This window comes from Kangiella geojedonensis, from assembly GCF_000981765.1.
In the GTDB taxonomy this organism is placed as follows: Bacteria; Pseudomonadota; Gammaproteobacteria; order Enterobacterales; family Kangiellaceae; genus Kangiella; species Kangiella geojedonensis.
In genome coordinates this window covers 1,278,723-1,300,258 of the sequence record NZ_CP010975.1, presented here as the reverse complement: position 1 = coordinate 1,300,258, position 21,536 = coordinate 1,278,723, and the positions used below count along the sequence as shown (strand labels likewise).

The 21,536-nt window shown below is 42.8% G+C and carries 17 protein-coding genes and 1 tRNA gene; all 18 read left to right on the top strand.

The window, feature by feature from the left end:
- The first annotated feature begins 3 nt into the window (after positions 1-3).
- The 18 genes from TQ33_RS05725 to TQ33_RS05640 all read left to right on the top strand — a co-directional run bounded on the left by TQ33_RS05725 (position 4) and on the right by TQ33_RS05640 (position 21,421).
- On the top strand, positions 4-1,389 hold the full coding sequence (locus TQ33_RS05725; protein WP_046561206.1) for an ATP-binding protein: 1,386 nt from the start codon (positions 4-6) through the stop codon (positions 1,387-1,389).
- Entirely contained in the window at positions 1,386-1,805 is a 420-nt protein-coding gene (locus TQ33_RS05720) for a hypothetical protein (RefSeq protein ID WP_046561205.1), read from the top strand. The genes TQ33_RS05725 and TQ33_RS05720 overlap by 4 nt, the downstream gene beginning before the upstream one ends.
- Before the next feature lie 190 nt (positions 1,806-1,995).
- A complete protein-coding gene (gene dinB, locus TQ33_RS05715; protein WP_046561204.1) occupies positions 1,996-3,108 on the top strand; it encodes a DNA polymerase IV in 1,113 nt (370 codons plus the stop codon).
- Between the two features lie 93 nt (positions 3,109-3,201).
- Positions 3,202-4,899 carry an alanine/glycine:cation symporter family protein gene (locus TQ33_RS05710; protein ID WP_046562332.1) on the top strand — a complete coding sequence of 566 codons (1,698 nt, stop codon included), beginning with the start codon at positions 3,202-3,204 and terminating at the stop codon, positions 4,897-4,899.
- 165 nt (positions 4,900-5,064) lie between these two features.
- The gene (locus TQ33_RS05705; RefSeq protein WP_046561203.1) at positions 5,065-6,756 is read left to right on the top strand and encodes an acyl-CoA dehydrogenase family protein; all 1,692 of its coding nucleotides are present in this window, start codon (positions 5,065-5,067) and stop codon (positions 6,754-6,756) included.
- Positions 6,757-6,979: 223 nt separating this feature from the next.
- A complete protein-coding gene (locus TQ33_RS05700) occupies positions 6,980-8,377 on the top strand; it encodes a sodium-dependent transporter (protein WP_046561202.1) in 1,398 nt (465 codons plus the stop codon).
- 41 nt (positions 8,378-8,418) lie between these two features.
- Positions 8,419-9,816, top strand: a complete 1,398-nt coding sequence (locus TQ33_RS05695) for an amidohydrolase (RefSeq protein ID WP_179944364.1) — start codon at positions 8,419-8,421, stop codon at positions 9,814-9,816.
- Between the two features lie 17 nt (positions 9,817-9,833).
- On the top strand, positions 9,834-11,102 hold the full coding sequence (locus TQ33_RS05690; RefSeq protein ID WP_046561200.1) for an amidohydrolase family protein: 1,269 nt from the start codon (positions 9,834-9,836) through the stop codon (positions 11,100-11,102).
- Positions 11,103-11,115: 13 nt separating this feature from the next.
- Positions 11,116-12,765: a Na+/H+ antiporter NhaC family protein gene (locus tag TQ33_RS12050; protein WP_046561199.1), complete on the top strand. Its 1,650-nt coding sequence runs from the start codon at positions 11,116-11,118 to the stop codon at positions 12,763-12,765.
- Positions 12,749-14,125, top strand: coding sequence for a transglutaminase-like domain-containing protein (locus TQ33_RS11645; protein ID WP_052735220.1), 1,377 nt, complete (start codon positions 12,749-12,751; stop codon positions 14,123-14,125). Before TQ33_RS12050 ends, TQ33_RS11645 begins: the two co-directional genes overlap by 17 nt.
- A gap of 22 nt (positions 14,126-14,147) precedes the next feature.
- Positions 14,148-15,029, top strand: coding sequence for an MBL fold metallo-hydrolase (locus TQ33_RS05675; RefSeq protein ID WP_046561198.1), 882 nt, complete (start codon positions 14,148-14,150; stop codon positions 15,027-15,029).
- A gap of 290 nt (positions 15,030-15,319) precedes the next feature.
- Positions 15,320-16,201: an alpha/beta fold hydrolase gene (locus TQ33_RS05670; RefSeq protein WP_046561197.1), complete on the top strand. Its 882-nt coding sequence runs from the start codon at positions 15,320-15,322 to the stop codon at positions 16,199-16,201.
- Positions 16,202-16,297: 96 nt separating this feature from the next.
- A complete protein-coding gene (locus TQ33_RS05665; protein ID WP_046561196.1) occupies positions 16,298-17,953 on the top strand; it encodes an AMP-binding protein in 1,656 nt (551 codons plus the stop codon).
- Positions 17,954-17,961: 8 nt separating this feature from the next.
- Positions 17,962-19,116 (top strand): ribonuclease D, encoded by a 1,155-nt coding sequence (rnd, locus tag TQ33_RS05660; protein WP_046561195.1) that lies wholly within the window; start codon positions 17,962-17,964, stop codon positions 19,114-19,116.
- A gap of 27 nt (positions 19,117-19,143) precedes the next feature.
- Complete coding sequence (locus tag TQ33_RS05655) at positions 19,144-19,428, top strand: YcgL domain-containing protein (protein WP_046561194.1); 285 nt, start codon at positions 19,144-19,146, stop codon at positions 19,426-19,428.
- 9 nt (positions 19,429-19,437) lie between these two features.
- Entirely contained in the window at positions 19,438-19,896 is a 459-nt protein-coding gene (locus TQ33_RS05650; RefSeq protein WP_071841134.1) for a YcgN family cysteine cluster protein, read from the top strand.
- Between the two features lie 168 nt (positions 19,897-20,064).
- Positions 20,065-20,141 (top strand) — tRNA-Asp (locus TQ33_RS05645).
- Between the two features lie 479 nt (positions 20,142-20,620).
- Complete coding sequence (locus TQ33_RS05640) at positions 20,621-21,421, top strand: putative porin (protein ID WP_052735316.1); 801 nt, start codon at positions 20,621-20,623, stop codon at positions 21,419-21,421.
- The last annotated feature ends 115 nt before the right edge of the window (positions 21,422-21,536 follow it).

Below are 21,536 nucleotides of genomic sequence, written 5' to 3'. Positions count from 1 at the left end.
CCCGTGCAGGAACAAGCTGAACATAAAGTCAAAAAGACAAAGCCAAAGTACTCGTTACAAAGACGATTATTATTAAATACCAGTGTTGTGCTGGTATTTTTTATTATCGCCATGAGTTTTGTGTTGCTGGATTCCTACAAGACGGGGATTCGCCAAGCGACTTATGAAAGGCTGTATGCTCAGTTTTATAGCCTGCTGTCTTATGCGGATGAACTCGAGCCTGGTGATTTATTTTTGCCGGAAGAAATCCCTTCGGATAAACGTTTTAATCAATACAACAGCGGCATGTCGGCGCTGGTTTATGATGAGACGGAAAGCTTGATTTGGAAGTCGCTATCAGCTCGTTACGACCAAGAGCAACATAAGGTACCACTGCCGTTAAGTTTACCCGGAGAAGGGACCTTAGCTGAAATTACTATGGATGAAACTGACTATTTTAGGTTTCATTACATTGCCGAGTGGGAGTCGCCCGAAGGCGCTATATCCCTCTATCATTTTGTCATCCTTGAGAATAAGCGTCCCTTCGACCAAGTGATTTCGGCGTATCGTAATCAACTGTGGTTTTGGTTATCGATTATGGCGCTGTCTTTGCTGGTGATCTTGTTTGTGGTCATGCGTTGGACACTTCGTCCAATCCGCCGTGCGGTGAAAGAGTTGCGTCACATTGAAAAAGGAATGCTCAGCACCTTATCGGATCAATACCCTCAAGAGCTACAGCGCTTAACTGAAAATATTAATCGGTTTATCCAAAGCGAGCGCCACCAAAGTAAGCGTTACAAAGAAACGCTGGGGAATTTGGCGCATAGTTTAAAAACACCTCTGGCGGTGATGAATACGGCTTTACAAAACAAAAGCAACGATGCCGAAGAGCTGGCGGTTATTTGCTCTGAACAAATAGGGCGCATGGATCAAATCGTCGCTTATCAACTGCAAAGAGCAACTAGTGGACCACAGGTCATGATGCGCTCGATGGAAGTTGAACCAGCACTAGACAAATTAGCCACCAGCTTAACCAAAGTGTATCAAGATAAGGGGGTCACGATAGAAGTCGAGGTCAGCCACGGCTTGATGATTGCGTTAAACGAAGGTGACTTTTATGAAGTATTTGGCAATGTGCTTGATAATGCCTGTAAGTGGACGAAATCAAAAGTCAGAGTCAAAGCGCAACGAATTGCCGGAAAAGTACAAGTTACCGTTGAAGATAATGGCCCAGGTATTCCAGAAAATGTTCGACTCGCCATACTTTCTCGCGGCAAGCGTCTTGATGAAACCGTTGAGGGGCAGGGTATTGGCATGTCCGTCGTTACTGAAATCGTTGCAGCTTATAACGGCCAGATAGACATCGACACCAGCGAGTTGGGTGGAGCCTTGATGAGGTTGAGTTTTTGAATTATGTAATTTATCCAGCCATGTCTGTACTCATATGCATTTTGTATGCTTTTTCAAATATTTCATTGGCAAAAGAAAGTTCTTATATTAATGATAGTGACCTCAGTGTTGTAGATGACTACATGTACCATGATTCTTTTTTTGAAAGTTCTCACTCTATGGGGTTAGAAATTGAGCTTTTTGTGTATGAAAATAAAATTCTTGTAAGAGCAGATTGCTCTTATACAGTGTCATATAAGAATAAGCTTTTAGCGTGTTTGAAGAATACTCAAGCCTCAGCCCTGAACTGGCTGGATATTTTGAATGAAGAAGGCTCTCTTCCGTCAGTGGAGGTTGAAACTAGCGAAGTAAAATGGAAGTTGTTGACTGATCATGAAACGATCTCTGTGCTACAAATGTACGATATTGATATATAGGGTGAACTATCATAACTTGCTTAGCCTTGAAGGAGCGAGTTTTACTGCGAGGTTTTCTTCAAATGCGTTTATGGCGATATTGACTGTATATATTTAGATCCAGCGTTACCTAAAACTATTTCTAAAAGTCACAACACGGAATGGTACGCTTTTTTGTTTCGTTCTGTCTTATTCCATCATAAAATAAGGCATGCCTGACGCCTTACCTGAAATACAAGCCAACCGAAAAATCATTCATGTGGATATGGACTGCTTCTACGCAGCCATTGAAATGCGGGATGATCCTTTATTGCGTAATTCGCCCGTGGCGGTTGGTGGCTCGCCGGACAAGCGTGGGGTGATTGCGACCTGCAACTACGAAGCTCGAACTTATGGCGTTCATTCTGCAATGGCATCGGCTCATGCCAAACGTTTATGTCCAAATCTCATTATTGTTCCACCAAACTTTGAAAAGTACCGTCATGACTCCAAGGTTATCCGATCGATTTTTGCGAAATACACACCGTTAATCGAACCTTTGTCGTTGGATGAGGCGTTTTTGGATGTATCAGAGTCTACTGAGTATAAGGGGAGTGCCACTTATATAGCACAGGCGATTCGGCATGATATTTATCAAGAATTAAAGCTCACGGCTTCGGCAGGAATTGCCCCTAATAAATTTTTGGCTAAGGTCGCTTCAGACTGGGAAAAGCCGAACGGACAATTTGTGATTCAACCTGACGCGGTAGCTGCTTTTATCGTAGAGTTACCAGTGAAGAAAATCCCTGGTGTTGGAAAGAAAACGTCCGAAAAACTGCATAATATGGGGGTCTATACCTGCGCTGATTTACAGCAATTAGAGCTACTTGAATTAACGCGTAAATTTGGCGCTTTTGGTCAAAGTTTATATTACTTATCTCGTGGCATCGATGATCGTCCTGTGATTACTCATTATCCTCGCAAGTCGCTAAGTGTCGAGAATACCTACGATAAAGACTTATACACTTTGGAAGACTGCTTAGCTGAAGTTCCTCAGTTATTAAGCACTTTAAAGCAACGCTTGGCGCGCTCTAAAGTGGATGCGCCAGTCAATAAAATGTTTGTAAAACTAAAGTTCAGCGACTTCTCAGCCACCACGGTTGAGCGAACCAGCTTTGGTGTGAATGATGATTTATTTTACGAATTAATGGACGAAGGGTTTCATCGTAGAAATAAGTCAATACGACTTTTAGGGCTAGGCGTTCGCTTTCAAAACGCTGAATCGGCCAGCTTTGTGCAGTTGCCTCTAGAGTACATAGACGGGGCTTTTGACGACGAAAGGTGATGAATAAAGTCACTAGCCAAGCTTTTCTCATAATGGTAAGGTTAGCCGATAATTTTAACTTATAAGTGTTATGGGGATCATTTCTTGGACATTATAGAAACAATTAAAAACGGACTGGATTTTCTAGATGGATTTCTAGGTTCTGCGGATTATTTTCCGTATCTATTAATTGGTGTGGGTTTATTTTTTACAATTTACTTAGGGCTGCCTCAAGTTCGTTACTTCGGACAAGCTGTTCGAATTGTAAAGGGTAAATACAGTAAGAAGGATGATCCAGGTGATACATCTCATTTCGCGGCCTTGTCTACAGCACTTTCGGGAACTGTCGGTACCGGTAATATAGGTGGCGTGGCCTTGGCTATCTTTATGGGTGGTCCTGCGGCAATCTTCTGGATGTGGGTGACGGCTTTCTTAGGTATGACCACGAAATTCGTGGAAGTTACCTTATCTCACAAATACCGTGAAAAAACAGAAGACGGCACCATGGCTGGTGGCCCCATGTATTACATGGAAAAGAAATTGAACATGAAGTGGTTAGCGGTAATCTTTGCACTAGCGACCATTATTTGTTCATTTGGTACCGGTAACATGCCTCAGGTCAATAATATTGCACAGGTCATGAACGATACCTTCTCTTTGCCTAATTGGATTACTGGTGTGACTCTTGCTGTTTTGTTAGCGTTGGTAATCATTGGTGGTATTAAGCGTATCGCTAAAGTGGCTGAACGAGTGGTGCCATTAATGGCGGTACTTTATGTCATCGGTGCTTTACTGGTTATCTCCTATAACTATGAAAACATCATCCCTTCGTTTTCAGCAATCTTCAGTAGCGTCTTCTCAGGTTCTGCTGCGATTGGCGGTTTCTTAGGTGCAAGTTTCGCCTATGCGATGCAACGTGGGGTGAATCGCGGTTTGTTCTCAAACGAAGCGGGTCAGGGTTCTGCGGCAATCGCACACTCGGCGGCAAAAGGTAAAGAACCTGCTTCAGAAGGTATGGTGTCATTATTAGAGCCTTTTATTGACACGCTTATCATCTGTACTTTAACCGCGCTAGTTATCCTTTCTTCAGGTGTTTGGAAAGATAAACACCATAATACCTTTGATCGAAACGACATGATTTTTGTAGCCGGTGAGTATTCAGATCAGTCTGGTAACGAAGAGGATATTAAGCAACTCCAAATATTCTTAGATAAGAAAACTGAAAAAGAGTCGACAGTTAAACGCTTTGATGGCAGCATTTCGATACAGGACGGTGTGGCAATCTCGGATGGTTATACATTGCTTAACGCTCGTTCGATTGCTGAAGATGTTGTGTACAAGCAACGTAATGAAGCAAGTTTAAACCTTGAGCCTATAACGGGTGTCGTAACGGTCAAAAACGGAAAGCTCGAAAACCTCGAAATCGTCGTCGAAGGTAAGTCTTTGATTCACTCGGCGAGTTTAACGGCAGAAGCATTCACCAAAGGCTTCTTGGGTGAAAACGGTAAATACATTGTATCGCTTGGTTTATTACTTTTCGCATTTACCACAGCAATTGCTTGGTCTTACTATGGTGATCGAGCGGTAACCTACCTATTTGGCTCTAAGGGTGTGCACGTTTATCGCGTTGTTTATGTGGTTATGTTCGCTGTGGCAGCAGTAGTCGATACTACTGTAGTCTGGGCACTTGCGAATGTTGCAATTGTGATGATGACCATACCAAACTTGATCGGTATTATGTTACTGCATAAGGATATGAAGAAGACCGTTAAAGATTATTGGGACGACTTCAGAAAGGGTGATGCCCACTAACAATCGTTAGAAACACCAAAAGCCCTGACTCAGTCGGGGCTTTTTTTTGCGTATATATTCTCCTGTTACAAAACTAGGCTAGACAAGGCTATTTTATTTTTCCTATACTAAGCTGGTCAGACCAATAAAATGAATTAGACCATTCGATTAATTTTAGGAGTAAATATGCAGTATCAAGCACCTGTTGATGACATGATGTTTCTTGTCAAAGATGTTTTTTCACTAACAGAACGTTTGGGGGATATTGCAGATTTCGCTGATTTTGATGAAGACCTTTATGCTGCGATTTTGGAAGAGGCGGGTAAATTCGCTACGGGTGTATTACAACCCATCAATCGAAGCGGTGATGAAGAAGGCTGTCAGTATAATGACGGAGTCGTGACGACGCCTAAAGGTTTCAAGGAAGCCTATCAGGCCTACGTTGAAGGTGGTTGGCAGTCAATAACCGCTGATCCAAACTATGGCGGGCAGGGCTTACCGAAAGCGCTGCATGTCTTGATCGAAGAAATGTTCTACTCGGCCAACACATCATTTTGTCTATATGGCAGTCTAACGGGCGGTGCGACCCAACTACTTCAAGCGCACGCTGATGAAGCAACCAAGCAAAAATATCTACCCAACTTAATCAGTGGTCAATGGTCTGGTTCAATGTGTTTGACGGAAGCCCATGCGGGATCTGACTTGGGATTGTTAAAGACGAAAGCAGAGCCGAATGACGATGGTAGTTATTCCTTAGAAGGTTCTAAAATATTCATCACCGGTGGTGAACATGACATGGCGGAGAATATTATCCATCTTGTATTAGCGCGTCTGCCGGATGCTCCTGCTGGGCCAAAGGGGATAAGCTTGTTCTTGGTACCTAAATTTATGGTGAATGACGATGGTTCACTGGGCGAACGTAATGGTATTGAATGTGGCTCAATTGAACACAAAATGGGAATTAAAGCCTCATCGACTTGTGTTATGAATATGGATGATGCCAAAGGCTGGTTAATTGGCCCTCCGCATCAAGGGCTACGCTGTATGTTTACTATGATGAACCTTGAGCGTTTATCAATTGGTATTCAAGGCATTGGCTTGGGCGAAATGGCCTTCCAGCAAGCCGATGCTTATGCTCGCGACCGCTTACAAGGGCGAGCGAATGATGGTGAGGCGCCTGCTGCGTTAATAAAACACGGCGATGTGCAACGTATGCTAAATACTATGGAGTCGTTCAACAAAGCAGGGCGCGCTCTAGGCGTATGGCTCGGCAGTTACTTAGACGAAACCTTCCATAGTAAAGATCAGTCAAAAGTTAAAACCGCAGACATCATGTCAGCTTGGTTAACGCCAATCGCTAAGGCTTATTTTACGGATGCCGGGTATGAAACCTGTACTATTGGGCAACAAGTATTTGGTGGGCACGGCTATGTTCGCGAGTGGGGCATGGAGCAGCATGTTCGTGATTGCCGAATCGCACAGATTTATGAAGGTACCAACGGTATTCAAGCTTTGGATTTGATTGGGCGTAAGCTAATCGGTTCTAAAGGTGAGTATTTAAAAGTGTTCCTGTCAGAGGTAAACTCGGACTTGGTGACTATGCCTGACTCGGCCCATAAAAACCAAGTAAGCGAATTATTAACTGAACTAGAACAGCTTTCAGAAACCATCATCAGCCGAAGTGCATCGAACAGTGAGATTCCGCAACTGGTTGCTTGTGATTATCTTCACTATGTGGCTCTCGTGACTTATTCTTATTTGTGGCTCAAGATGGAAGTTGCTGCTCAAGGTAAGCTTGATCAACAATCTGCCTTCTTCTTCAAGCGTATACTGACACGTACATTGGGCTTAAAAGCCAGTATAGAAAGTGAACTATAAGCACACCTTAAAAACTTAAGCTTCCTTTCAAAGCCTCGCTATCGCGGGGCTTTTTGTTAATGACCACTGAAATTTTGAACAAGAATTGAGCTAAGGAGTTGAAATCCGACAAAAATTAGCAGGATTTATCTCCCGATACTTGAGTGATTAGTCTAAATATGGTGTTATTAGCGGCTAGGATCAGGTCCTTCCTATTACAATAAACAATTAAACGGTAGAAATAATGGCAACAAATAGAGGTCAATTTAACTCTCGTCTAGGGTTTGTTCTGGCTGCGGCAGGTTCGGCTGTTGGTCTGGGTAATATCTGGAAATTCCCTTTTGAAGTAGGTGCTGGTGGCGGAGCTGCATTCGTGGTTATTTACTTAGCATTCTGTTTCTTACTATGCTTCCCGGTCATGATTTCTGAAATAGCAATCGGTCGTAAAACCCAGTTAAACGCTGTCGGTGCTTTTAAAAAGTTAGGGCATCACAATTGGGCTTGGATTGGCCTACTTGGGATTCTAGCTGGCGTTTTCATCCTTTCTTTTTATAACGTTGTCGCCGGTTGGGCGTTTGGTTACTTCCTACAGATGGTTCAGGGGAACTTTGAAATAGGGGAGAACTTCGGTAGTTATATCAGCGAGTGGGAATCGATTGGCCTTTATGGATTAGTATTCATGGGCGTAACAGCGTTGATCGTCTCTAAAGGCATTCAAGGCGGTATTGAGAAAGCAGCAAAGATTTTAATGCCAACCTTGTTCGCGATGATTATCGGTTTGATGATTTACGCTTTCACCCTAGAAAACGCAATGGCAGGTATCGAATATTACCTAGTGCCGGACTTTTCTGAAATCACTGGTGAAGTTATCTATTCTGCATTAGGTCAGGCTTTCTTCTCACTATCACTCGGTATGGGCGCGTTGATTACTTACGGTTCATACGTATCGCGTAAGCAAGATATTGTTCGCTCAGCAGCAATGATTACCCTGACGGATGTATCGGTGGCATTTTTAGCAGGTCTCATGATCTTCCCGCTGGTTGCTTTCTTGAACTCAGGTGACATGAGCAGTGTTTCAGGCGGACCAGGGTTGATTTTTGCAACCTTACCCGGTGTCTTTGAAGGATTAGGACCGACGCTGGGTATTGTCATAGGGGCTGCATTTTTCTTGCTACTATCCTTTGCCGCTTTGACCTCAACAGTTTCATTGCTTGAGGTTCCCGTTGCCTATCTTGTGGACGAGAAGAAAATTAAACGTCCAGTTGCAGTATGGGGTATGGCCACTTTAATCTTCTTATTGGGTATTCCATCATTATTAGGTAATGGTGCTGTAGAACAGCTAACCAGCTTTATGACACTTTATCGTGATGGCCAAGAGCAAATGATTTCCTTTATGGACTTTGTTGAGCTAATCGCCAGTGATACTTTCTTGCCTTTGGGCGGTACGGTTATTGCTATCTTCACTGCCTATATCTGGAAGAAACATAATTTAAACGCTGAGTTAATGGAAGGCCGTGAAACAGATTCGCAATGGATGATGAAATACATCAACTTTGCAGTGATGTTCTTCTGCCCGCTAATTCTTGGTGCAATTACCATTATTACAATTTTAGAACGATTCTTTGGTATTCAAGTATTTTAATTATTAACTCATTTTGGGGGCCTTTGAAATAAGGTATGTTTATGACGATAAAACAATTCTCAAAATCCTTCTTAGCAGCCTTTACTGGGGCTGCTTTTTTGGTTGGTTGTGGCGAAGATGAGCCTTCGGTTCATCCTAAGGACTCTGACAGCCAAGCTTTTGTTTCGCAATATAAAGCGCACAGTTATCACCCAGTTTTAATCAAGAATGCAACAATTTTAACCGCAACTGGTGAGCAAATAGAAAACGGTAGTGTGTTGTTGGCTGATGGTGAAATTGTGGAAGTCGGCACTGACATCGATGAGCCAAGTGACGATAACTTAGAAGTTATTGACGCGAAAGGTAAGTGGGTAACGCCTGGAATTATTGATGTGCACTCACATTTGGGTGTGTATCCTGCGCCAGGCGTTGAATCTAGCGCTGATGGCAATGAAATGACGGCGCCTGTTACCGCTGACGTGTGGGCTGAGCACTCTGTGTGGCCACAAGATCCACAGTTTCAACTAGCCTTAGCTGGCGGCGTAACCTCCATGCAAATTTTACCTGGTTCGGCGAATTTAGTTGGTGGACGCGGTGTAACGTTAAAAAATGTTGTTGGCCGTTCGGTTATGGACATGAAGTTTCCTGGCGCGCCTTATGGTCTGAAAATGGCCTGTGGTGAAAATCCAAAGCGTGTGTACGGCGGTAAAGGCCAAGCTCCGATGACCCGCATGGGGAATGTCGCTGGCTACCGTAAATCTTGGATTGATGCTAAGGAATACATGAAGTCTTGGGATGAGTATGAGGCTGGCATGGGTAACGGCAAACCACCCAAAAGAGACTTGCGTTTAGAGAGTTTGGCGGGTGTTTTACGTGGAGAAATCCTGATTCAAAACCATTGTTATCGTGCAGATGAAATGATGGTGATGATGGAAATTGCAAAAGAATTTGATTTTAAAGTGACCACTTTCCACCATGCGGTAGAGTCTTACAAAATTGCCGATAAGCTTGCCGAAAACGGTGTTTGCTCAGCCATGTGGTCTGATTGGTGGGGCTTTAAACAAGAAGCCTATGACATGGTTCCTTCTAACGTAGCTTTAGTGGATAAAGCGGGCGCCTGTGCGGTCGTACATTCCGACTCAGCGACGGTGATTCAACACCTTAATAAAGAGGCAGCCAAAGCAATGGCTTCGGGTAATCGCCTAGGCATGGATATTACTCCTGCGCATGCTATTAAGTGGATTACGATTAATGCCGCAAAAGCGATTGGTGTTGATGAGCAAACGGGCTCCCTCGAAGAGGGAAAAATGGCGGATGTTGTATTGTGGGATGGTAATCCATTCAGTGTTTACACTAAAGCTGAGAAAGTCTTTATTGATGGTGCTTTAATGTACGATCGTAATAATCAATTTAAGCAGCCTGTGAGTGATTTTGGGCTGACTAATATGAATCAACAGTAACCAAAGGAGAGCAGACAATGACATTATTATTGAAAAGTTTAGCCATTCTTTTGGTTGCAGCTACGCTATCTAGCGCAAATGCTGAAATGATTTTAATTAAAAACGCTAAGGTGTATACGCAAACATCAGCAGGTAATTTAGAGAACACTGACGTTTTGATTGAAGATGGGTTGATTCGTAATATTGGCGAAGATTTATCGGCAGACGACGCTCGTGTTATTAATGCAAAAGGCAAGGTGGTTACTCCGGGGATTTTTGCATTGATGAATCAAATAGGCTTGGTAGAGGTTAGTGCTGTTGAAGGTACTAACGATACGGCTACAGAAACAGAAGTACTTGGTGCATCTTTTAGTGTTGATGAAGTGTTCAACCCTGAGTCAACTTTAGTACCGATGAATCGTGCGGGTGGCGTCACTAGAACATTGATCAAACCTTATAACGGCAACTCTTTATTCGCTGGTTTAGGTTCGATTATGGACTTGGCGGGTGACTACGACCCATTAATCGTCAGTGATGTTGCAGTATTTGCGATATATGGTGAACATGCGGCATCAATGTCTGGTGGCTCTCGAGCTGCGGCACTGCAATACTTTAATCGTGCTTTTAGCCAAGCTAAAGAATTCTCAGAGAACTCTGATGCGATAAAGAGTGGTGACTACCGTGAGCTTGATTTAAGTATGGGTGATTTAGAAACCTTAAGCCGAGTACTTGATCAGGATATCCCACTTGTGGTGAACGTTAACCGCGCCAATGATATTTTGGCTGTGGTTGATATGGCAAAAAAGCACAACATCAAACTGGTTCTTGCGGGAGCTGCAGAAGCTTGGAAAGTTGCTGAACAGTTAGCTACGGCAGATGTCGCTGTGATTATTGATCCTATGGATAACATTCCTAGCTTTGAATCACTAGGCAAACGCTACGACAATGCTGCGCTATTAACTAAAGCAGGCGTTGACGTTATGTTTAGCAGCGAAACGCATAACGCACAAAATGTTCGATATGCGGCTGGCAATGCAGTGGCATATGGTATGCCTTATGATAAAGCGTTAGCTGCTATGACAAGTACTCCAGCCAAAGTTTTTGGCGGTGCAAGTAATTACGGTAAGTTAATGCCAGGCTTTAAAGCTGAGTTAGTGATCTGGAGTGGTGATCCACTTGAAGTAACGACTTACGCTGAGAGCGTCATTATTGATGGCAAGCTCACTGACTCAGACACTCGTGCTAAACGTCTTGAACGACGTTATAAAGACATCAGTAACGACCAAAATACATTTTACCGTAAGTAAATAAGAGGTTTTCATGGCAGATTCATCAGCTCGCCAACCCAGTATGTTACAAGCCCTATTACCGATAGGGCTTCTCGTCATTTTATTGGCGTTTTCTGTCTACTTATACGGTAGCGACTCGTCTTATGGCGCCAATCAAATTGCTTTGGTAATTTGTGCCGCGGTTGCTTTATTGGTCGGTTTACGCAACGGACAGACTTGGAAAGAGTTAGAGCAGGGCGTCGTCGATGGTATTAGCATAGCTCTAGGAGCGTTACTGATATTATTGATGGTTGGCTCGCTTATTGGTGCTTGGATTTTAGCTGGCACAGTGCCAACCATGATTTATTATGGTTTACAGATACTATCGCCGGAATATTTCTATGTGGCAACTTGTGCTATCTGTGCGCTGGTTGCGTTAAGTATTGGTAGCTCGTGGACTACTGCAGGAACTGTGGGTATTGGCTTAATAGGTGTCTCCCAAGGACTTGGTTTATCGATGGAGGTCACCGCTGGCGCGATCATCTCTGGCGCTTATTTTGGTGACAAGATGTCGCCTTTATCGGACACGACTAACTTAGCTCCTGCGGTGACTGGAACAGACCTATTTACTCACATCCGCCACATGGTCTGGACAACAACTCCCGCCTTAATTATTGCTCTGATTATCTTTACCTTTATGGGCTTTAATAGCGATACTGAGCAACAAGTGTTAGTTCTTGAGGATACCCTTAAGCTTCTTGATGACAATTTCAATATTTCACTGTGGACTTTAATTCCAATGGCTGTGGTGTTTGTCATGGCTTTTAGAAAAGTTCCTGCGGTTGCAACTATTCTCGTAGGTGCGTTACTTGGTTGTGTTATAGCTGTAACCTTTCAGGGTAATGTTATTGAGAAATTTATTGGTGGAGACAGGGTCAAGTGTGAGCGCTCAGCAGTCTATAGTTGTGAAATTATTAGCTATGAATCAGAAAGCGAAAATGCGAAGGTCACGTTAGGTATTTCATTTAACAATTCGGATCAAACGTTGACTGAAACGTTCGTGCTTGAGGAAGGCGGAGAAAAAAGCTTCGAAACCTCAGAAGGAACTGTGAACGTTTATAGTCATGGCGACTTTATGACATATTTATCAGCAACATGGAAATCGATGTTCAGTGGGTTTTCAGCATCTACTGGGAATGATGAGTTTGATGGTCTTTTGTCACGGGGTGGCATGATAAGTATGCTTAACACAATGTTTCTTATCATCACTGCCATGAGCTTCGGTGCAGCGATGGAAGTGACGGGCTTACTGCACAAGCTGATTAAAACCATTATCGGCATGGCTAAATCGACTGGCTCTTTGATCGGTTCGGTACTAGCGACCTGTATTGGTATGAATGTGATTACAGCAGATCAATATATTTCTATTGTGTTGCCGGGGCGGATGTATAAGGCTGAGTTTAAGCGTCGTGGTCTGGATGCGAAAAACTTATCTCGGACCTTGGAAGACTCTGCAACCATAACCTCACCATTAATTCCTTGGAATACCTGCGGTGCTTATATGGCGGGGACTTTAGGCGTTGCCACAGGGGCTTACTGGATATATTGCTTCTTCAATTTATTAACGCCACTTGTTTCTTTCATCTACGCGTTATTCAATTTCAAGATTAGCCCGATAGAAGGCGATGAAGTCGACGGCTAAATTAACAGTTTATACGCTGCTGAAACTCAGCTTTTTGGCAGCGTGTTTATTAGTATTCTCTTCGTTTCAACCTTTCAAAAGATTGTGGCAAGTTAATGATTTAGAGCCGTTCACGGAGTGGTTTCAAATTAACTGGCAAGGCCAAGTGGTCGGCTGGGCGCAAAAAGAGCTACGAATTGAAAACGACTTTTATCAGGTGCTTGAGAGTGAGCATTTTGAAGGGCGTGTCAGAGGTAAGCGCCTTAAGTTTATTTATCAACAACAATTTAACTTCTCTACGAAACCACCTTTTCAAATGATTGAAGGGTCGGCAACGTTAATTGAGCCTAACTTGGTGATGGAAACAAGCTTTAGCAATGACGAGCAGCTGTTAATTCAACAAAGTCGTAACGACAATGTTTCTATGTTTACTGAGTCTCCACTAGATTACACCTTGAATGATTACTTGGCGTGGCGCCAGTTTATTGAAGGCAGTCCTGAGCTAGGAAGTTCCGTAAGTATTAAGGAACTCGACAGCCACTCGCTAGAAGTTCAGCAGAAAAAATACCACGTCACCAAACTCCCTCAAGGACGCCATCAACGGTATCAGTTAGTTGATCCTGATGGAGCGCTTTATGACTTTAACCTCAAAGGCCATTTGCTTTCAGAGCGAAGAGGGCGAGGGATCAAGCTAGTGGCCAACAAGCAAAAGCCAAGCTTTAATCCAGAGATGCAAACGGATCTGTATACTAATGTCGGCTTAGCGAGCCAGAAGCCTTTAGGTCAGATATCAAAGCTTGAGTCTTTAGAGGTCAGCGTTAGTAAGGATAATTTGAAATGGCTGACTATTCATCCTAGCGTGAAGGTGTCAGAGAATACATTAGTCATCCGTAAGGGTGCTAGGCATAAAGCGACGCCTAACGAGTTTACCAATTGGCACTTTGATCCGGTTAGTCCGAGTATTAAATCGCTAGACGTGCCATTAACGCCTGCCAAGAGTCGAACTGATAAGGTTTATGACTTGGTCACATTTGTCCATGACTACCTTTATTACGAACCAACACCGACCAGTTTTACTACCGATGAAATTATTCGTAATGGTTATGGCGACTGTACCGAATATACACAGTTGCTACTGGCTTTACTGAACGCTGAAAAAATCCCAGCGCGCGAAGTAGGGGGGTATATCTATTTAGGGGATGATGAACAACGTTTTGGTGGTCATGCGTGGGTTGAGGTGTTGATTGATGATCAATGGGTTGGCGTTGACCCTACGTGGAATTTAACTCAAGTCACAGCAGCCCATCTGCCAATAACCATCCCCCAAGAAAAGTCAGTCTCAGACTTGGATTTTGTCGTCGAACAGATACACTATCAGTAATTCATTCAAAGACAGGTCTTTTATGTCTCACACTCCAAGTTCCAAATCGTTTTACTCAATCAATGGCAACAGCCAGAAGCTCGATGGCGGCGCCATGTTCGGAAACGCCCCAAAAGCACTGTGGCAACGCTGGACCGATGTGGATGAGTTAAACCGTATACCTTTAGTGTGCCGAGCCATGCTGGTCCAAGATGGCGATAAAACCATACTTTTTGAAACAGGCATAGGTGCCTTTTTTGAACCGAAATACCGTGATCGATATGGTGTCCAAGAGTCGCATCATGTGTTACTCGATTCACTCAAAGAAGCTGGGTTTAGCCATGAGGATATCGACATTGTGGTTTTGTCGCACATGCACTTTGATCATGCAGGCGGCCTGCTGACCCAATGGTCTGAAGATAAAGATCCTGAACTTTTATTCCCCAACGCAGAATTCGTGATAGGGCAGGAAGCGTGGAATAGGTCGGTCAATCCACACCCAAGAGATCGGGCTTCTTTTATTCCTGGTTTAACGGATATGCTAGAAGCAACGGGTAGACTGCACTTGGTTGAGGGGGAAACATCGGATTTACTCGGTGAAGACTACCAGTTTCATGTTTCAAATGGACATACGCCTGGTATGCTGATTACGGAAGTTGCTACCCAGAGCGGGCCTGTAGTTTTTGCTGCCGATTTAATACCGGGAGCGCCGTGGATGCACCTTCCCATTACGATGGGCTATGATCGTTTTCCGGAGAATTTAATTGATGAAAAGCGTCGTCTTCTCAATGATTTGCTAGAAAAAGAGGGTAAGGTGTTCTTTACACATGATCCAGAAGTGGCTTTAGGGCAAGTTGCTAAGAACGAAAAAGGTAAGTTCTTTGCCGATCTACCATTAAAGAAAATTATTAATTTTACGCTTTAATCTATTGATAAATATATTGTTCACTATTTTCAGGTTCTGTTGAGATTGGTATCTATAAAAATATCTGTATTCAAGGGAACTAATTCAACAAAGAGTGCTCAAAGATTATACAAGTAGCAATTAGAGTAACATTAGCTCAATCGCTATTTTGCTCAAAAGCTTACTTGGTTGTCATTGTCACTTCTCTTTGATGAGTTTATTTTCTCATACCGGGTCATGTAAATGGCCCGTTTTTTATGTGCTATCATATCTTCATAAAGTTTCTGACATAATCAAGAGCAAACATTCTGATGCACTTTAAGTTTGATCGTGAATACCAAATACAAATAAACCGTAACAAAATCAACGTTATCGAATGGGGAAGCCCTGAAGGTGAGCCAGTCCTTTGCTTGCACGGATGGCTCGATAATGCGGCCACATTTCACTACCTCGCACCGTTACTGACTCAGTCAGGCCACTACAGATTAATTGCAATCGAGTTTCCTGGTCATGGTCAGTCTGAGCATCTTCATCCCGCTGCTGATTATCAGTTTATTTCAGGCATTTCTATCATTGATGGTTTGCTTGATGTATTGAAATTAGAGAAACCTAAATTCCTTGCTCATTCCATGGGTGCCGCTTTATCGTCTATTTATGCAGGGGTATTCCCAGACAAAGTAGACAGTATTGTATCGATAGATGCATTAGGCGCTCTGGTGTCTTCTCCGGAAGGGACTGTTAGGCAGTTACGAAAAGCTTTGGAACAACGCAAAACTAAGCGCGGTAATAAGCGTTACTTTAAAGATTTAGAGTCGGCGGCAATCGCTAGAGCACAAGTCAGTGAATTACCCGTTGATGTGTTACTACCTTTGATTGAACGTGGCGTTACTTTATGTGAAGAAGGTTATCAGTGGTCGAGTGATGCAAGGCTGAAACATTTATCTTGGTTACGGATGACTGAGCCACAAATGGAGGCGGTTATGCGGGAGATTATCTGCCCCATGCTGGTCATCATGGCAACTGATGGTTTATACAAAGATTATCCAGAAATAGAGCAGCGATTTGACTACCTCAAGAATGCAGAGCGTGTAGAACTTGAAGGTGGGCATCATTTACACATGCAGTTTGCGGATGCTGTTGCTGAAAAAATCAACGATTTCTGGTCCAAAAATGAACAGAACAGCGTAAACTAGGCTTAAGTGGTCGGAATAGTTGCGCTATGTTGTCGAATAATGTAATTTTCTTGTCTTACATTTAATAACAGATTCGTATTTCTAATAGGTTTATTCATGGAAAAAGTTTGGCTAAAAAATTATCCAGAAAAAGTACAACAAACTATTGATATTGAGCAATATGCCAATCTTGCAGAGATTTTAGCTGAAACCGTTGAAAAGTACGGTGATAAACCTGCGGTAACGAATCTAGGATTAACGTTAACTTACCAAGAGCTTGCGCAAAAGGTTGATGACTTCGCAGCTTACTTGCAGAACGATTTAGGGCTCGAGAAAGGCGATAAGTTGGCTTTAATGATGCCTAATTTATTGCAATATCCGATTGCGTTATTTGGTGCTCTGAAAGCTGGCTTAGCTGTCGTCAATGTTAACCCGCTTTATACGCCACGCGAACTTGCTCACCAGCTTAATGATAGCGGCGCAAAATCGATTGTCATTCTGGCTAACTTTTCTAACACTCTGGCAGAAGCTTTAGACAAGGTGGAACTGGATAATATTATCGTTACTCAAGTGGGGGATATTTGTCCTCAGCCTAAGCGTTTTATCGTTAACTTTGTTGTTAAATATATAAAGAAGATGGTTCCTAAAGCGGACTTGCCTGAAACCATTAGCTTTGTTGATGCCTTGGGTAAGGGCTCCCAGCAAACCTTCAAGCCGGTTGAAATAGGGCACGATGATGTGGCTTTTCTCCAGTACACAGGCGGTACTACGGGTGTTGCTAAAGGCGCGGTACTAAGCCATAAAAATATGGTGGCTAATGTTCTGCAAACTTATGCTTGGATGGGGCCGTTTTTGAATGAAGGTGATGAAACCATTATTACGGCATTACCGCTTTACCACATTTTTTCACTGTGCGTGAATTGTTTGTTATTTACTAAAGCGGCGGGGCACAACATCTACATCACAAATCCGCGCGACATGAAGGATTTCTGTAAAACACTGCGCGCGCATCCGTTCACAACCTTGACCGGCGTGAATACTTTATTTAATGGTTTATTGAATCAAGAAAGCTTCCGCCAACTGGACTTTTCCAAATTAAAACTTACCGTTGGTGGCGGTATGGCTGTTCAGAAATCTGTTGCTGAAGAGTGGCAAAAGTTAACCAATACACCGTTATTAGAGGGTTATGGTTTAACGGAAACATCTCCAGTAGTTAGCATGAACCCTCTAGATTTAAAGGCTTACAATGGCACTATTGGTTTGCCGATTCCGTCGACTGATGTTCAGATTCGTGACGAAGAGGGCAATGAACTGGGTTTTGACGAGCCTGGTGAGCTTTGGGTTAAAGGCCCGCAAATTATGGTTCAGTACTTGGGGCGTCCGAAAGAAACGGATGAAGTGCTGCAAGATGGCTGGTTAGCGACAGGCGATATGGCCACGATTGACGAAGACGGGTATCTAAGAATTGTTGACCGTAAGAAAGACATGATTTTAGTATCGGGCTTTAATGTTTACCCCAATGAAATTGAAGACATTGTTGCTTTGCATCCTGGTGTGTTAGAAGTAGCGGCCATTGGTGAGCCAGACGATGTGAAAGGCGAGGTTGTGAAGATCGTTGTTGTTAAAAAAGACCCGGCAGTGGATAAGGATACTTTAATTGCACATTGCCGTGAGCATTTAACCGGCTACAAAATTCCAAAAGTGGTAGAGTTCAGAGACGAACTACCGAAGTCTAATGTAGGAAAAATTTTACGCAAGGAACTGCGGAAGTAGGTCATATATTGAGTCGATTTGAATTAGATCACCATTCCGAGTTAGTTGCTGTTGAGAAGGTCACTTCTGAGCAGCGACTTGAAGAGTTGTGCCAATCTTGGTTAGAACAAGACGTATTAGCGATTGATACTGAGTTTGACCGCACCAATACCTTTTTTCATAAATTAGCGTTAATTCAAGTTTATGATGGCGATGAAATCTACTTGATTGATCCGCTGGTCATTGACGATTTGAGCGCTTTTGGTGAAGTGCTAAAAAAAGAAAGCATCCTTAAAGTCCTGCACAGCTGTAGCGAAGACTTAGAAGCGCTACACAACAGTTATGGCTTCCCCATGAGCTCCGTGTTTGATACGCAAATTGCTGCCGCTTTATGCGACTTTGGCCAGATGCTTGGTTACGGCAATATGGTGGAACTTTTGTTAGGCTTAACTCTCGACAAAGAGCACACCAAAACAGATTGGTTAGCCCGGCCTTTAAGCGAAGAGCAAAAAATATATGCGGCACAAGACGTACAATTTTTACTGCCATGCTTTTATCGGTTGCGCGAAAAGTTGCTGGAAAAGGGGCATTATGGATTTGTGCTAGAAGATACTCAGTCGATTTATCAAGCTATTGCCCACCAAGGTGATTTTGAGCATGCTTACTTAAAAATAAAAGGGGCCTACCGTTTACAGCCTAAGCATTTATTGCGCCTTAAGAAAACCGTGGCGTGGCGTGAACAACTCGCTCGTGACAAAGACATCCCAAAAACCTTTATTTTTCGCGACCACCATCTGCTAGAAATTTGTCAACACCCTAAACCATCCACTGGGCTCTTGCTCCAGCTAGGTTGTAATCGAGGCAGTATTCGTAAATATGGTTCGGAGTTATTGAGTATAATCGCTCAAGCTGACAAGAGTGACTCATCTGAATGGCCAGATCCAGTATTAGCATTTCATAAGCTACCGTCCGCTAAGCAAAAGCTTAAGGCGTTAAAACAAGAAGCTCAGCAAATTGCTGAGGCTAATGATATACCTGAGCAAGCATTAACCAGCAAACGTCTGTTAGAATATGTCATACAGACTGATTTAGGGGTAATGTCACGCCCAAACCAGTTCTGGAATGGTTGGCGTAAAGAATTGCTACAGAAGCGATTTGAACAACGCCTGACAGAATTTTCTTAATCTAATCGACAAGAGATATTGACCGCTATGATGTGCAGTGTATTTAAAAGCGCAAAGAAGCCTGATACCTATTTATATGTTCCTTACGAAGCTGACTTTGGTGAATTACCGGAAGGCCTCACTAGCGTTTGGGGCGAACCTGAGCTAGTCATGCATATTGATTTAGATAAGCGTGACAAGTTGGCGTTAATTGATATCAATGAGTTAAAGATAAAGCTAGAAGAAGATGGTTACTACCTTCAAATGCCTCCGACACAAGAAGAGTTAGCTGGTTTGGTAGAAAGTAACTCAAAAGCTCCTATCACTCGATAGTTGATTGAATTGTCTAAGCCTATTAACAAATTTTGGTTAACCACACCTTTGCATGAAATGTCCCATGAACAGTGGGAGTCTTTATGTGACGGTTGCGGCAAATGTTGTCGTATCCAATTTTTAGATGATGACGATACGATGCTGATGCAAACAGATGTGGCGTGCGGCTTGCTAGACACTGAATCACTCCGTTGCACCGATTATGATAATAGGCTGAGTAAAGTCCCAGATTGTGTCCAAATAACGCCTGAAACCTTAAAAGACTATTACTGGCTGCCGAGCAGTTGTTCATACAAAGTTGTCGAGCGAGGAGAGGATTTACCCGAGTGGCATCATTTAATCTCAGGTGAGCGTAATACCATCCATCAGCGAGGTCATAGTTTACAAGGAAAGCTGGTTAGTGAAAGAGACGTTCCAGAACAAGAAGTTGAAGAGCGGATTATCGAGTGGATTGCTATAACTGATTGATATTTAGCCTTTTTGTATGTGTTTTAAACGTTTTTGAAAAAAATTAAATAAAATTGAAAAAAAGAGTTGACGAGATCCAAGAACGCCAGTAATATGCGCCTCGTTGACCGATGAGGTCACCCAGCAAACACTCTAACAAAGCACTTTAAGTACTAAGTTAGACATCGCGGAGCGGTAGTTCAGCTGGTTAGAATACCGGCCTGTCACGCCGGGGGTCGCGGGTTCGAGTCCCGTCCGCTCCGCCACTATTTAAAAAAGCAGCCCTATGGCTGCTTTTTTTGTATGTGCGTTTATGAAACGAGAAACCGCGACTGTAAGGAAGCTGTGTTCGACAAAATTGTTAGCAAAATTTTTTGCATTGAACTTTGCGAGGGTGGTCACGAAGTGGTCATTAATAGGTGACTATCAGAAACCCTCTTTGCGTGACGTTATTAATGATTCCACTGCGGTATTTATATTCACTATTTATTGGTAGCTCATTGAGTCTTGAGATCTAATTATTTTGACTCGTCTTGTTCATAGTCATATATCTTACTTAGCGGATTTTTTCAAAATCCCACTGCTTTTAATTAGTATAACTAATTCTTTTTAAAGGAAATTTCCTTAAAATCTAATATGTGAAATTCATCTGAGTGATATTCAATTATTTTGTTGACCAACCAATTCCTTTTAACTAGAATTCGCGCCACTTATCAACACACCTACACACATGGAGATTTTTAAGGTGAAATTTAAATTACTTACAGCAGCTGCAATTCTTTCGACTTCAATGTCAGTTTCATCAAACGAGTACCAGTGGTTCTCAGAGCTAGCTTACAGCAATATTGACGCTGGTGGCGGTTTGGTTGACGCATTATCGCTAGAAGGTCAGTACTTCTTCGATAACAAGAAAGCTTTAGGTCCATACAACGAATTTGAATACATCAATAAAGTTAGCAACATCGATGCTTCATACAGCAACATCGGTTTAGGCGATTACTATGTGACTCAAGCCTCTGGTGAGTTTTTCGTCAATAACTTTTTATTGGGACTTGGTTTGTCTGACGACAAGTTCGGAAACAATCCAAAAGACTTCACTTTAGGCTACTTGTTCAGCGATAACTTCTTAGTTCGTGTTGACGCTGTAGATCCAGAAGAAGGCGATACGGTTTACAACATCTCTGCAGCTTATAATCACCAAATCAACGCTACTGATTACATTGGTTTCACTTTAGCGACTGATGATGATACTGACATGGTTTCTTTGTCTTCTAAGTACTTCACGCACCTAGGCGATGATAACTACTTAGCAGCTGAGTTCTCGATTGTAGATACAGACGTAGACAACTACTGGTCTTTAGGTGCTAGCTACTACTTCAATAAAGCAACTTCAGTATTTGCGTCTCTAGACGATAACGACTTGTATGAAATTGGAGCTAGACACTTCTTTGATGAGAATATTTCGCTTTATGGCGCTTACTCATCACAAGATGACAGCGGTTTTGATATCGATATTTACACTATCGGTCTTACTGCTCAATTCTAGATTTAGTTCGAACTGTTAGTTAGTCATTTAGCCGAGGATTTATCCTCGGCTTTTTTGTGTCTTAGAAAAAATTTGCCTAAAGGCGTTTGAAAAAAATAAAAAGGGTAGAGAACGG

Excerpts from the sequence above, each read along its gene's own strand:
- dinB (WP_046561204.1), top strand. The coding sequence starts at position 1,996 with ATGCCTGACGCCTTACCTGAAATACAAGCCAACCGAAAAATCATTCAT.
- TQ33_RS05705 (WP_046561203.1), top strand. The coding sequence starts at position 5,065 with ATGCAGTATCAAGCACCTGTTGATGACATGATGTTTCTTGTCAAAGAT.
- TQ33_RS05700 (WP_046561202.1), top strand. The coding sequence starts at position 6,980 with ATGGCAACAAATAGAGGTCAATTTAACTCTCGTCTAGGGTTTGTTCTG.
- TQ33_RS05695 (WP_179944364.1), top strand. The coding sequence starts at position 8,419 with ATGACGATAAAACAATTCTCAAAATCCTTCTTAGCAGCCTTTACTGGG.
- TQ33_RS05690 (WP_046561200.1), top strand. The coding sequence starts at position 9,834 with ATGACATTATTATTGAAAAGTTTAGCCATTCTTTTGGTTGCAGCTACG.
- TQ33_RS12050 (WP_046561199.1), top strand. The coding sequence starts at position 11,116 with ATGGCAGATTCATCAGCTCGCCAACCCAGTATGTTACAAGCCCTATTA.
- TQ33_RS11645 (WP_052735220.1), top strand. The coding sequence starts at position 12,749 with ATGAAGTCGACGGCTAAATTAACAGTTTATACGCTGCTGAAACTCAGC.
- TQ33_RS05675 (WP_046561198.1), top strand. The coding sequence starts at position 14,148 with ATGTCTCACACTCCAAGTTCCAAATCGTTTTACTCAATCAATGGCAAC.
- TQ33_RS05670 (WP_046561197.1), top strand. The coding sequence starts at position 15,320 with ATGCACTTTAAGTTTGATCGTGAATACCAAATACAAATAAACCGTAAC.
- TQ33_RS05665 (WP_046561196.1), top strand. The coding sequence starts at position 16,298 with ATGGAAAAAGTTTGGCTAAAAAATTATCCAGAAAAAGTACAACAAACT.
- TQ33_RS05655 (WP_046561194.1), top strand. The coding sequence starts at position 19,144 with ATGATGTGCAGTGTATTTAAAAGCGCAAAGAAGCCTGATACCTATTTA.